The following is a 13,413-nucleotide window of genomic DNA, read 5'->3' on the forward strand; positions in this document are numbered from 1 at the left end:
ATTTAAAATGTTGCATTAATTGTGAATGTAGGCTTCAGTGAGTAAGGGTAATCGGTCCCCCTTTCCAACTGGATATTAGACCAATAGAACACATCGCTCATAGTAGCTCCAACAGAAAGTCTCTTCAACTTCATTTTTGATAATAAAGCAGCGGGTAGATCATAGAAAATATTGATATTATTCAAAGTCACAGTATTTTCTGTGAATACAAAACGATTATTTGCGAAGGTATTATTTGTATTAAGAATAGATTTAAAACCAGTATTATCTCCAGGTTGCATCCATCTAAGATCCATTACACGTCTGTCAAGATTATTATTTATAAGACCATTTTCTACCCTATTTAATAGCGTATTGTTCAATTTCTTCCCACCCAGACGAGCAGCAAATCCAAGCGCGATATTCAAGCCTTTCCATCGCAAAGTTGTACCAAAACGACCATTTAATTTTGGAACCGAGGAGCCAACAGATATTTTATCCATTTCAGCTACTCCTGCAGATGCAGATGTTAATTCACCTCTACTATTCATATAGATAACTTCTCCAGTAAGAATGTCGACGCCTGGTGAGTTTAGCACATACATTTCATTCACCGAATGCCCCTCTCTATACTCCAATATAGTAGCATGGCTTAAATTCTGGCTTTCCAAGCTTTTGTTAGCTTGTTTTATAGCATTAGACAATTTTACCAGAACATTGTCATTTCGGTATAGCCCTCCTGTCAACGACCAATGCAAATCTTTTGATGGGATTCGCCAAAGCACATAGCTCATGTTCATATCAAAACCTGAATTTCGGATTGTACCTATGTTTTCTTTATATGTTGTGAATCCATTAGAATAACGCAGGTTCGCATCACTTACAAGATTAACTGTATTCTTTCTATAATAGTTAAATGTGACATTTAAACGATTCTCTAAAGTCGTAAGATCAACCCCAATATTATGTTCTTTTGTATTTTGCCATTTAAGATTTGGATTACCAAATGTCTGAATAGTCAAAGGACGAATATTTCGGTAAAAATCATTGCTATTCAATTGGTACTGGTAGATCGTCATCGCATCATAAGGCTGGAAGTTCATTGAGCCGGTTACACCGTAACTGTACCTAAAGCGCAGCGTATTAACGAACTTGATATTATTACGCACAAAACTTTCATTACTTGCAGTCCACCCCAATCCCAGCGACCAGAACGGAGCCCAGCGACTTTGACTTCCAAATGACGAAGCGGCATCTTTTCTATAAGAAAACTCCGTATAGTATAAGTTGTTATAGTTATAGTTTGCGATACCGGTTACTCCAATAGACCTAGAAGTTGATTCCAGAGTATTTGGGCGATCCTGGGCATAGCTCAACGCTTGCGAAATATCTTTCATCTGATCATTTAAAAAACCTTTTGCAATTATGGTAGAATTGTAAGTTTTATTTTCAATTAATTGGGAGTTTAGTCCCAAATAGATATTATGCAAACCATATGATTTACCATAACTGATCGTGCTTCCAAGCTGGTAGCTCTGCCTGGTTTCGTAACCTTTAGTATATCTCCCTTTGTCTTCTATAGTTACCTTGTCAAATTCTAGGGTACTATTTGGTGATTCGTATCGATCGCTCTCGCCTCCCTGATAGGTAAAACCAATATTAGCGGCCAATCGCAGTCCTTGAATAATATCCCAAATAATATTTGTAGCATTTCGAATATTATGATACTTACTTGTTGAAAAATCGGTTGTGTGCTGAGCAATAAGTGGATTCTTTTTATATTGTGAACCATAGGGGTATGTCATAATAATATCTCCAATTTCATCATACGGAGCCCAATACGGATTCATTACAACATATTCTCTATAATTCCCGTAGGGGCTGTTAGCAGATTTATTAAAACCAATATTTGTATTGTTTGAAATCTGGAACTTCGTGCCAATGTAATTAAATGTAACTCCTCCATTAAAATTATTACGATTTGAACCTTTCATCGCACCTTTCAACTGGTTGTAAGATCCGTTAATGATATATCTAAATTTTGCATCTCCACCAGTGATATCTAATTTATGATATTGACCAATCCCTGTTCTTACCGGGATATTCTTCCAATCGGTATTTACGCCATACTCCACTGCGGCAGAATTTTGTTCATATATAGAGGCAGAACTAGGATTATCAAAATTATAGTAACCAGCTTTTACTTCATAATCCAGCTTCTCTCTGGCGCTCATTAAGTTATAAGAGGATAAATCCGGAAGCTCTAAATTCATACCGCCTGCATAATTTATACGCAAAGTTCCTGGCTCTGGAATAATAGATGTAATTACAACTACACCATTGGATCCCCTTGAACCATAGATGGCTTTTGCACTGGCATCTTTTAAAATAGTAACGCTTTCTATATCTGTCTGGTTCATATCCATAACTCGTTGCAGAGTAACCTCGAAACCATCTAGAATGAATAGCGGGAGATTCATCTGATTACGATTACGAACCCCGTTTTGCAATTCATTTACCGTACTGATTGAAGTCGTACCACGGATCTCAACATCAGGTAATTCGTTAGGATTTGAACCAAGATTATTCATCTCCATTATGTCAAATGAAGGATCCAGATTTCCAAGAGTTTTCAATAAATTTCTATTACCTGCCATCTTCAGATCTTGCTGCGTAAATTTAACTGCTGCACCCGTAAAACTTTCTTTTGGTCTATCAAAGATACCCGTCACAACTACATCATCTAACTTATTAATTTTGGCTTTTAATTTGATCAAGTAATTGTTTTGGTCTGTTTTAATGTTAACGTTTTGTTCTTCATATCCTAAGTGCGCAATTTGCAGTATCTTATCACCTCTGTGAAGTTCAACTGAAAACAAACCGTTTTTGTCTGTTGCTAATACAGATATACGGTTGCCCGTTAGCTTTATACTCGCACCTGATATTGGACTACCTTTTTCATCCACAACCTGCCCAGTTATCTTTCGCTCTTGATATTCATTCGTAGTAGATGAAAACTCACGAACAATGATTATTTTCCTCTTGATCGTATACTCAAACCCATTCGAAATCAAAGATTTGTTCAATACAGATTCTAGTGAAGCATTTGTTTCATCAAAATCAAAAGCAGGTATCTTTTTTAATAATGCGTTGTCAAATACAAATGAGTATCCTGTTTGTTTATTAATAGTTTCAAAAAGCTTTTTGGCAGAAATCTGCTTTTCATGTAATGTAATATTCTGCGAAAATGTTGAAGCGGAAACAGTTAATCCTATTAATAAGAAAAATATTATCAACTTTGTCATAAGAATATGGCTAGAGGCTATACCAACTTTACGTTTTTTTTTGGCCTTATTAAACGTCGCGGCATACTCCTCTATTTTTAATAAAGGGTAAATTTTATACATTTGTTAATGTTTGGTTTAACTTGTTAGAATTGGTTTAATGGAAATCGATAAGCTGATCGGACAATCAGGGAGCAAGTGCGAATTGCTCCCTTTTTTCAGCATGGCTTATAGTAGATCTATGTGGGTGCTCTTTTCATTTTTTATCTAAGGTTAAGTGAAAAATTAGTTAGTTTTTGGATATATTTTAATCTTTTCTTTGGTAATTATTACGCTTATAGTATTTGTTGCTTCAAGTACTTCAAATAATTGATTTGCAGTTTCTTGCCTTAAAATGATACCAAAAAACTCTTGGTCTTTTATTCTTGGATCAACTTCTACTTCAATATCGTACCATCGTTCTACCTGTCTGGCAATATCTCCTATTTTGGTTCCTTGAAAATGAAAACTACCGTCTTTCCAAGCGAAAGCATTCGTATCTTCAACAATAGAATAAGAAATACCACCATGAGAATCAATTACTGCCTGCTCATTCTTATGCAAGATAATTTTACCTCTCATGTTAGAAATTCTTACTTTACCTTCGGAAACAGTAGTTTTCCAATTAGATTCATTCGCATACGCCATTACATTAAATTTTGTTCCTAAAACACGTATATCTGCTCTGCTAGTTTTTACAAGGAAAGGTTTATTACTATCATGCTTCACATCAAAAAATGCTTCGCCTTTTAATTCTAACTGACGATCTATCTGGCTGAAATTAGAGGGATATCGCAATTCAGAATCGGAGTTTAAGCACACTGTAGATCCATCTGGGAGATTGACTTTAAACTGACCCCCTCTCGGCACCTTAAGTATATTGATATTATTATCTCTAGGTTCTTCAGAAGCATTTGTTTGATATACAATTTCTCCTTCCTTAGACTTAAAAATCCTTACATGGCCACTTTGTAAAATTTTACCCACTTCCAATTTACCTATATCTACAGGCTGCTCTGATCCAATTATTAACATTGCTTTATCACTCCCCGCTTTGACGATAGGAATTTTGTTATCTTTCAAACTGAACCACAAAAAGATCAATAAGCTCGCAGCTAAAGCGAATACAGAGCTTATTAAATAAAGAATTTGTTTATTTTTCGGTGGACGGTTACAATCTACGTAATAGAACAAACTATTTCTCAAACGCTCACCAACCTTATTTATTTCATCTTCATTAAAAGTATCTTCTCCCAACTGCTCGACATATTCATACCAGCTCTCCACAGACTTCTTTTCCTGCCTATTACTAAGATGATTGTAAAAACGCCATAATATTGCTTCGATTTCCTGCTTTCTCATTTATTTTGCTGTTATATATAGAGAGCCAGAAAAAGTAAAGGTGGGTAACAAAAAAAATAAATATTTTTTTAAAAAAACTAAGTAAGTAAAAGAAAAGCAAAAATGAGAATAGATTTTTGATAAGAATCTAAGCTTTCCAAGTCTTTTCTTATTATCTCCAATGCCTTTTGTATACGTTTTTTAACGGTTTCAGGAGAAACACTCAATTGAGAAGCGATTTCTCTACGATTTTTACCATGATATCGACTCAATTCGAAAACCTCACGAACCTTTGGGGACATCGACTCCATACTTTTTGAAATTGCCTGCTCTATTTCCACTACATAAAGCTTATCCAAGGTATTATATTCACTTATCACTTTATCCAATAATTCAGGAAGTAATTCTACAAAATTGTATCTATTGATATGCCGCTGAATATGTTTAACACATGCGTGTCGGATGGATGACTTCAAATATGCTTTTAATGAGTGAATCTCGTTTACCCTTTCCCGATTGTCCCAAATACTAATAAATGTTTCTTGTACAATGTCTTCTGCAACTAGTTTATCTTGGATTACTTTGTTTGCATCAATAAGTAATTGACGCCAATATTGATCATAGATAGCTTTAAACGCTATTGAGTCGCCCTCTGAAATTTTTCGCAACAATATTTTTTCTTCTAACATTTAGGTTATCCAAACAAATCTACTAAAGATAAAAAAGGGTCTCTCAGGTGCGAATTTACAATATTTTGTTGAAAACAATTAATCTAATTCAGTATTTTAATTAGGAAAAGCACAAAATCTATTTTGAGAAAATCAAACGTAAATCATAAGAGATGCTGTGTTTGTAACAGTTTTCTAAGGTGTACAGTTCTGGCTCATTCGATTGAATGACTTAATGTACAGGTTTTTCTGGCCTAGAGATAACTAGTTTCAATGGATGTTCATAATTTCATTTATCAACTTTCCTGAAAATAAGCTCCGATATATCATCTCCTGATATCATCTAAAACATCTCATGGTTGAATAGCCGAAGTACTTCCAAAACACAAAAACTAATTTCCATTAAGCCTATGCCTACCTTAATTAACCGTGCATGTACTGCTAAAGTTATCCATTATTATAGTTAAGCAGCTAATTTTCTGTCGTAGAACGGCACAACCTCGGCAAAGCCCATATCCCAACAGTCAAGTCAAAAAAAATGTAACCAACCGATTCGCTGCCTCTGGCTACTTCAAGGCCTCTGCACTGATAGATTTAAGACTTTTTTTAAAATAAGAAAATTTGTATTTGATCACAAGGCAGCATTCACGCTTCACAAGAACAAAGGTCCTTTCGGTGATTTAAAACAAATCAGTTGTAAAAATGCTTTATTAGAAGGCATCATTGCCCCTGATTACTTATTTATTTGTTTATGATATTAAAATAAGTTGGTCAGGAGATACTATAATAATAGAGACAAAAATTAGGGAAATCGATAATCAGAAATGAATACCTCAAAAATAGATCTACTTAAAAAGTTTTTAATGCTTTTCTAAGTAAATCTTGAACATCCGTTGTGTCCGAGTGGCTGGCTTCGGATGAATTAATTCTAGATGTCCACGTACATAATTAAAAAGGCTTTTAATTTCGTACTCAGTGAGTTTATCCAATAATATCGTATGTCGGTATTCGTCATGAATATAAATTTCTTCATCAGGAAAATGTGCTGTGGCTATTCTACAACAATTTCGCCCGCTTCTAATGCAAAGTAAAGATCCAAGTATCCACCACTCTCCTGTCCTATTACAAGTCTGTTATCAGTAGGCACTCCACCAAGAAGCGCCTTGTTGATATTTGGACTATTAAATTCTATACTAGCCATCCTGTTGAACCACGGAATACCTTCATGGGATGCTAGGCGATTAGCAAATTGAACCAGTTCTATTGGTCCTCTTGTATTTTCTAAACCAAATAATACACTATCTATACTAAAAATCAAGTTAGTCTCATGGCTTAAGATTTTATTGTCTACATTTTTTTCATGGCCAAAAAGTAAGTGAATAGCCAGTCTCTCTTCCAAATCACAATGTTCACTCTCGGCGTATTGAAGCAAACTATTTGAAGTAAATACAGTCAAAAATCCATAAAACAATTGATCTGCAAAAACCTTTGGATTAAGGTACAATGCGACATTAAATTTTCTCAATAGATGTTCAATATCAATTACCAGATTGTACCAAAAACCGACAGCTATCAAAGTTTTACTTTGCCAATTATTTCGGTAATATTCTTCCTCTCTTCTAAAATGTTCGGTTTCCGTTCTTATAAAATCCACCCAAACTTTAAGTAATTCAGGAAATAGTCCCGCTAGCATATGTCCTTTGTCTACAAATGTCATTTCTTTTAATGCTTTCATCTTTTTAATTTTAATTTGATTTATTATTATGTTTTTATCGTTCCCTTGTAGTTAGTCCCTATCAATGAATTTCTCGATAATCGTAGCTATGTTACTATTCGTAAAATCAGCAAAGGCCGTGGCTAATTTCTTGGTTTTAAAAATCCTACCGTTAACTTTCCATTCCACCTTTTTTCCATAGATGTACATAGGCGTACGGTAGGCATTAAAATTAGTCCACTTAATATCTTCGTCACGTTCAACTTTTGCTAATTGGATAATCAATACACCTGGTTCCCGCTCAAACTCATGTGTCGTTAGTCGCAATTTTCTGTTTTTATCGAAGATCTCGAACCGAACAAAATCTTCATCATGAAGAATTATTTTGAACAATTCTGCGGTATCAAAGTGGGAATTCAATAATACATTTTCATCGAATTTTCTAAATGTCAGTACTCCTATATTATTCTTATTAATTGTTGTTTTCATCTGTTTATATATTATAGGCGACCCAAGGACGGATCGCCTGATTAGAAATTTTTTATGATTCACGGAATACAAAGCCACCTTCAAACCAGTAGTCAGTGATGAAAAGATCCCTTGCGAATGCTTCGTAGTCAAAATATTGTTTTGCAAATGACGGTAGATCATAAAGCTCTTCAACGACCTCTCTTGCAAAATCTTCCTCATCATCGTATTCACCTTGATAGTCTTCTTCGAAATCGGATATGAGATCAAAGATTTCTTCGTTGGCTAAATTCCTACTACGGTTATAACACCATACTAAAAATGGTTCTTTATTATTTTCATCCATACCTTCTATTGCTTCAAGGACTTCAAAAATGTTCGCGCTAATACCGTATTCACTAATTAGCTCATTCGGAAGATTTTCGTAATCCTGGTACATGTACTCAGGGTCTTCCTCGTCAGCATGGAGTTCCTTACAGGCTTCGTAAAATTCTTCTATATCCGAATAGTTAGATAATTCAAACCATCCACCATATAATGATCCAGTATTGTACTTATGGAAGGTTCCAACATAAACCCTAGCTTCTGAGATATTTAATTGATGTGTCATGTCTTTAATGTTTTTATGGTTCGTGATTGGACATTTTGATTTATTCGGCAATGAGAGGATGTGGCTTGTTTTCGTTTTCTTTTTTGTTCTGTTTCCAATGCTTTTTAATTCTCATAGCTGACATTTTTTTTATTCGTCTACAGAGCCGGAGTTTGCTTTGCTTCGTTTTCAGGAACAGAAGAAGGTTAGTGTCTAGGAGGATAAAGGTTTTTGGAAAAAAAATACTACCCAAAGGGCTGGAGATTATTTTTTCAAAACTCGTATGACCTTTATAATCCGTGACACGGCTTACCTTCGTTCTTGAAACGAATCAAAAAGGGCATACTGGATCTCGACAGATTAAGTGGAAGTAAATGAGAATTGCATCGGCAAGAACTGAAAAAGACAATTCAATTGAAATGAATCTTCAATCTTACAATATTTAAATTATTGCACATAAGCCGGTGATCCAAAACTTATGGAATATTTTTCGCAATAAAACAGTGGTAAAAGAAATTTCCTAATGAAAACTTAGTTACATACATAACAGAATAGGCCAATTCCCTAATAGCGCAGTAGGATAACCATTCGGCATGACAGATCAATCATCTAGCTCACGCTGAAAGATGAGGTTATCAGCAATGTATAAAATTAGCAAAGTGCTGAACTAAATTCGTAATATTTAAAATAATTATCTGATTATTTTAATAAAAAAATATGTAAATTACACAATATAAGCACAATAAACTCAATGAATCAAAAAATAACAATTGAATTACTGAAGAAATATACCAATAGTAGTTGTACAGATGAAGAAAAAGCATTCGTAGAAAGTTGGTATAATGAATTGGCAAAATTGAAAAATAAAGATGATCTCGCGGATGAGGATTTGTATGAAGTAAAAATACATTTGGACAGATATTTTAATTCGAAAAAAATGATATTATAATCTTTGCTCTGTTAGCAGGTTTCGCGGATAACGGGGATGTATTAATTAATCGCTATTGTAATTGTTCACCTTTAAATAAATTCATTATGAAAAAACAATCTTTTAAACTTTTATTTATTTTGGCTGCGGTATTTTTTATATCGAGTTCTTTTATCACTTCCAGCAAAGGTTTATTTTCGACGGATGTAGAATCTAAAGTAGTAAAAGATACTGATGCTGATGGAATCATCGATCAGTACGATAAATGTCCCGATACGCCTGCAGGGGTTCCAGTTAACCCAGAAGGATGTCCGATTTTCGGGGATCCAACAGATGAGGACCTAGATGGAGATGGAGTTCCGAATGAATTTGATGCTTGTCCGGGTACGCCACTAAATACACAGGTGAACAGTTTTGGATGCCCCTTATAGGTCTAACTTTATAAATCTATATTAATAATTTGCGGATCATAGATTTAAATTATTATAGCTAAAAGTGCCTCCTCCGGCACTTTTTCAGTTTTTAGGATTTGTAAAAAATTCTTTTTGTGTAAGACTGCTAACCCCTAGCACCAAATAAGAATAATTGAACCGTTCGCTCCGGAACAATGTTTTAGCAATTTGGCGGCTTCACTCGGGAATCTGCTGAGATGCTTCATAAATGGTTCAAAAACTACTTTATTGGAAAACTAACTTTTCCCTTCGTAGGACCTTGCAGAACTTCTACCTTGAACCGTCAAGTCTTTAGTTAGAAAAACTTGTCAATGCAAAACGAGCGATTTTAATAAGAAAATCCAATAGTCAATATAGAAAAGTAAGTTACTTGAACTTTGTTTAAATTGAAATTACTTTATTTTCTGATATTTTTTGCCATATGCAGTAATTTCTTGATCACCACTTCGCTTTATAAAAAGTGATGTTAGACCGATTTGACCAGTCATATAATGTTTTTTGTCATCATAAACCAATCGTTGTTTTCCAAGAAAATCACTCACATAAAAGTATGTTTCCTCTTCCTTGGTAATTTTTAAAGGCTTTTCCTGCTCGACTTCACTTTTCCATTCACCAACAAAAAAATCTGGATCATAATAAGCGTCATACGCTTTCTTGTATTCTTGTGCTTTTTCCTTAGAAATCCTCGAAAAATCCGCACTTTTGTTTCCGATGCTCATTTTCATTTTATCAGTATCTTCTAACAGATTCATTAAAATATTAACCGAGGCAAGACCATTGGTTAGTTGAGCGCTAAGGGTCTTTTCTTTTTTATCATATGTGGCTGGCGCTTCTATATCCTTGCTATTTAGATATAACTTATTACCTTCCTTCTTTATTTCCAATACTTCTGAATGCTCTTTACCGTCCTCTATCCAAAAGCCGATATATTTATCTTCTTTGGAATAGGAGCAAAAATTAAATACTAATAAAGTCGCCGCGGAAAAAAGAATTGTTAAGATTCGGTTTATTTTCATGTTGAATTAAAAAAAATTAAGTTCTTACCTTAAATATATATTTTATTAAAGACAATCTGAAATATTCTCGACGAATCGAGAATTGACCTATACCAAAGGAATTTTAAGTCCGATCAGACAGATTCAGGAAAACATAACTTTTTATAAAAAGTAATTATATCAAAGTATCTTTATACCCGCTATTTCCATCTATATATGGCTATTTTTCCTCTTCGCAACTATTCCTTCCATATTGAGATCCAATATTTTCTTATACAATTCCTGACCGTCCCCAAATGATTCGCTATACTGGAATGTTTAATCTTTACGAACAAGTTCTTTTAAAAGCTCCGTGGTATCAACTGTTGATCTCTAGAATCATGACCATCAAGCCACAGTAGATCGAAAACGCAGTAGGAAATGTGAGTTTATCTTATTTTAAAAAAGGGCATCCATTAAAATGGATGCCCTCTTAAAATTACTAATTAATAAATAAATATGTAAAACTAATATCCAAATATTTCGTTAAGACTTAGCTTTTGGAGATTACCCAATGCGGAGATTGTACCTTCGTTCAAGTCCTTTTCATCTCCAACGATACAATAGATATACGGTTTATGGCTGATATTATCGGTATGAAACGCTTTAAGGTCTGAAAATGTAAGCTGAGGAAGTTGCTCAAAAACCATTTTTCTGGAATCTTCTGTAAGCCCACGACGTTGCGCGGCTAAATAGCTTGAAAGAATACCCGCTCCTGTAATACGCTCACTTGCCAAAGATTTCAGTAAATTGGTGCGGATGGATTCCAAGCCCACTTTTGAGTCAGGAAGCTCGTTCAAAAGCTCATTCATTCCACCTACAGCATCCTTAAACTTGTCAGATTGTGTCCCGATATAGGCTCCTACCATACCATGATTTTCTTTCCGTTGAGGTTGTCCATAGTAAGCATACGTCGTATAAGCCAATGCTTTGGATTCGCGGAGCGTCTGGAAAACAATACTGCCCATACCGCCACCAAAATAACCGTTAAAGAAAGCGACAGTAGGTATTTGATTTTTATCAAATAATCCTGAATTACGGATCCAGAAGACTTCTGCCTGCTTCATCACATACTGTGCAAACAAGACTTTATTGTCGCTTGTTGGCTTTTCCTCAAATTTTACACCTTTCTCCATCACAAAATAGGGAGATCCATTATCCTTTAATGGTTTGAGATTGTTGACCAAATCCGTGACCGCTTGCGGTCCATAGTATAAAATTCGATGCTTGGCTCCCGCAAGGTTGTGCAACACCGCAACAAGATCGGCCGCGCTCAGACCATCGAGTTCCTGATCGGTATAGGTATAGTTGAATGGATTTCTGGCGCCATAACGTGCATAGGCTTTTAGGCCTTCCATGATCGTTGCCTTATTCTCCTTGGCATTCGCCCTTGATTTTTTCAATCGTGCAATATAAGCGGTAAATGCGGCTTCGTCCACCACGCAGTTGTGCATCAGATCCTGCAGCAAGCTTATCGATTCGGTGAAGTTACTGTTTAGACCAGAAACAGAGACACTGCTTTCTTCATTGCCTGAAGATACTGAGAATTCCGAAGCTAGCTTGTAAAAGGCTTTGCTAAACTCTTCACTACTTTTGTCTTTTGTACCCAAAAACTCCAAATACCCCACTGCAAGGCCCAATAATTTATTGTCCCAGCTTCCAAAATCAAAATGATAGGTTAGGCTAAACAACTCATTGTTTTTGTTCTGAACGGCCAAAACATCCAGATCTTTCAATTTAGCAGTTGACATATCTTTTGCAAAATCAATCCATCTAGGCTTGATATCCTGCTCAGGCATCGCATTGATCTGTTTCAAAAAGGCAGATTCAACATTCCGGTTAACCGTAATCGGTGTAATGGCCGGCTTGATAACTTTATCGACCTTATCATCCTGTCCTTTTTGTTTATAGACAGCGACATAGTTGACCTCTGAAAGATACTTATTGGCAAAACGCACGATATCTTCTTTGGTTATTTTTGACAAACGGTCGGTATAAGCCAATTCTTTTGCCCAATCAATCTCCGAGGTGAAGCCTGACATGAGTTGCTCAGCAGTACTGGTATAGTTATCAAACAGCTTGATTTGCCCTTTCTTTTCATTATTAACAATCGAGGTAAGCAGGTCATCTGAAAATTGCCCTTTCCTTAATTTATCGAGTTCGCCCAGTAATAGTTTCTTGACATCTTCCAGACTCTGTCCAGCCCCTGGATTACCCTGGAGAATCAACATTGAATAATCCTTTAACACATAAGGAAATGCTCCCGCTCCCAATAATTTTTGAGACTTAACGAGATCCAGGTCAATCAATCCTGCAGATCCATTGGTCAGTACATTGGCCATAAGGTTCAGGATCTGTGCGTCTGGATCAGCAGCCCCCGGGAACCGAAATCCCATCAGCAGGTATTCGGATGTAGGACCCATAACGGTTTTTGTGATGGGGCTAGTAATAATTTGTTCCTTTTCGAAAGTATAGGCCGGAACAGGCTTGGATTTCATCGCGGAAAATGCCTTTCAATATGTTGGATGCAACCGTTGCGGATAGCGGTTTTAAGATAGCTACGTAAAGATTGGATGTCCGTTGCTTTTTCACGGTTTTTCCAAAGGTTTACAAAAGTGTCCTGGACAATATCTTCGGCTAAACTTTTATCCTGCAAAACTTTATGGGCACTGATAAAGAGTTCACGCCAGTAACGGTCGTAGATATGTCCAAAGGATATTTCACTCCCCTTGGAAAGTTCATCAAGCCATAATTTATCTTTTAGCATTTTCTAGGCAAGATTGATGCAAATTAAGTATGAGTATTCTATTTATTTACATCGGGTTGTTTACACTAAATTACAACAATTTTAGACAAATAAAAAAGTATAACTTCCCCACAAAGAATTTATAAAAAAATAGCAAGTTCCTTCGCATAT

Annotated in this window: 11 protein-coding genes; 2 read left to right on the top strand and 9 right to left on the bottom strand. The window is 35.5% G+C overall.

All coding sequences use genetic code 11. From position 1 onward, the window contains the following. Positions 1-2 precede the first annotated feature (2 nt). From G6053_RS25065 to G6053_RS25090, 6 genes are all read right to left on the bottom strand, one after another. The gene (locus tag G6053_RS25065) at positions 3-3,386 is read right to left on the bottom strand and encodes a SusC/RagA family TonB-linked outer membrane protein (protein WP_165308934.1); all 3,384 of its coding nucleotides are present in this window, start codon (positions 3,384-3,386) and stop codon (positions 3-5) included. Positions 3,387-3,548: 162 nt separating this feature from the next. Continuing rightward, the gene (locus G6053_RS25070) at positions 3,549-4,664 is read right to left on the bottom strand and encodes a FecR family protein (RefSeq protein ID WP_165308935.1); all 1,116 of its coding nucleotides are present in this window, start codon (positions 4,662-4,664) and stop codon (positions 3,549-3,551) included. 77 nt (positions 4,665-4,741) lie between these two features. After that, complete coding sequence (locus G6053_RS25075) at positions 4,742-5,332, bottom strand: RNA polymerase sigma-70 factor (RefSeq protein ID WP_165308936.1); 591 nt, start codon at positions 5,330-5,332, stop codon at positions 4,742-4,744. A gap of 1,030 nt (positions 5,333-6,362) precedes the next feature. Continuing rightward, positions 6,363-7,046 carry a hypothetical protein gene (locus tag G6053_RS25080; protein WP_165308937.1) on the bottom strand — a complete coding sequence of 228 codons (684 nt, stop codon included), beginning with the start codon at positions 7,044-7,046 and terminating at the stop codon, positions 6,363-6,365. A gap of 51 nt (positions 7,047-7,097) precedes the next feature. Then, complete coding sequence (locus tag G6053_RS25085; RefSeq protein ID WP_165308938.1) at positions 7,098-7,514, bottom strand: hypothetical protein; 417 nt, start codon at positions 7,512-7,514, stop codon at positions 7,098-7,100. Positions 7,515-7,566: 52 nt separating this feature from the next. Further along, positions 7,567-8,103, bottom strand: coding sequence for an antirestriction protein ArdA (locus tag G6053_RS25090; RefSeq protein WP_165308939.1), 537 nt, complete (start codon positions 8,101-8,103; stop codon positions 7,567-7,569). 730 nt (positions 8,104-8,833) lie between these two features. Between G6053_RS25090 and G6053_RS25095 the strand changes: the two genes are divergently transcribed. Next, on the top strand, positions 8,834-9,031 hold the full coding sequence (locus tag G6053_RS25095; protein WP_165308940.1) for a hypothetical protein: 198 nt from the start codon (positions 8,834-8,836) through the stop codon (positions 9,029-9,031). Positions 9,032-9,117: 86 nt separating this feature from the next. Continuing rightward, positions 9,118-9,441, top strand: a complete 324-nt coding sequence (locus G6053_RS25100) for a thrombospondin type 3 repeat-containing protein (protein ID WP_165308941.1) — start codon at positions 9,118-9,120, stop codon at positions 9,439-9,441. 413 nt (positions 9,442-9,854) lie between these two features. Here G6053_RS25100 and G6053_RS25105 read toward each other — a convergent pair whose 3' ends face one another. From G6053_RS25105 to G6053_RS25115, 3 genes are all read right to left on the bottom strand, one after another. Continuing rightward, positions 9,855-10,478, bottom strand: a complete 624-nt coding sequence (locus G6053_RS25105; protein WP_165308942.1) for a hypothetical protein — start codon at positions 10,476-10,478, stop codon at positions 9,855-9,857. 485 nt (positions 10,479-10,963) lie between these two features. Continuing rightward, positions 10,964-12,994 carry an insulinase family protein gene (locus G6053_RS25110; protein ID WP_165308943.1) on the bottom strand — a complete coding sequence of 677 codons (2,031 nt, stop codon included), beginning with the start codon at positions 12,992-12,994 and terminating at the stop codon, positions 10,964-10,966. Then, entirely contained in the window at positions 12,991-13,263 is a 273-nt protein-coding gene (locus G6053_RS25115) for a sigma factor (RefSeq protein WP_165308944.1), read from the bottom strand. Before G6053_RS25115 ends, G6053_RS25110 begins: the two co-directional genes overlap by 4 nt. Positions 13,264-13,413: the final 150 nt, after the last annotated feature.

The organism is Sphingobacterium sp. DR205 (assembly GCF_011064245.1).
Classification (GTDB): domain Bacteria; phylum Bacteroidota; class Bacteroidia; order Sphingobacteriales; family Sphingobacteriaceae; genus Sphingobacterium; species Sphingobacterium athyrii.

Excerpts from the sequence above, each read along its gene's own strand:
- G6053_RS25075 (WP_165308936.1), bottom strand. The coding sequence starts at position 5,332 with ATGTTAGAAGAAAAAATATTGTTGCGAAAAATTTCAGAGGGCGACTCA.
- G6053_RS25100 (WP_165308941.1), top strand. The coding sequence starts at position 9,118 with ATGAAAAAACAATCTTTTAAACTTTTATTTATTTTGGCTGCGGTATTT.
- G6053_RS25095 (WP_165308940.1), top strand. The coding sequence starts at position 8,834 with ATGAATCAAAAAATAACAATTGAATTACTGAAGAAATATACCAATAGT.
- G6053_RS25065 (WP_165308934.1), bottom strand. The coding sequence starts at position 3,386 with ATGTATAAAATTTACCCTTTATTAAAAATAGAGGAGTATGCCGCGACG.
- G6053_RS25080 (WP_165308937.1), bottom strand. The coding sequence starts at position 7,046 with ATGAAAGCATTAAAAGAAATGACATTTGTAGACAAAGGACATATGCTA.
- G6053_RS25110 (WP_165308943.1), bottom strand. The coding sequence starts at position 12,994 with ATGAAATCCAAGCCTGTTCCGGCCTATACTTTCGAAAAGGAACAAATT.
- G6053_RS25070 (WP_165308935.1), bottom strand. The coding sequence starts at position 4,664 with ATGAGAAAGCAGGAAATCGAAGCAATATTATGGCGTTTTTACAATCAT.
- G6053_RS25085 (WP_165308938.1), bottom strand. The coding sequence starts at position 7,514 with ATGAAAACAACAATTAATAAGAATAATATAGGAGTACTGACATTTAGA.
- G6053_RS25115 (WP_165308944.1), bottom strand. The coding sequence starts at position 13,263 with ATGCTAAAAGATAAATTATGGCTTGATGAACTTTCCAAGGGGAGTGAA.
- G6053_RS25090 (WP_165308939.1), bottom strand. The coding sequence starts at position 8,103 with ATGACACATCAATTAAATATCTCAGAAGCTAGGGTTTATGTTGGAACC.
- G6053_RS25105 (WP_165308942.1), bottom strand. The coding sequence starts at position 10,478 with ATGAAAATAAACCGAATCTTAACAATTCTTTTTTCCGCGGCGACTTTA.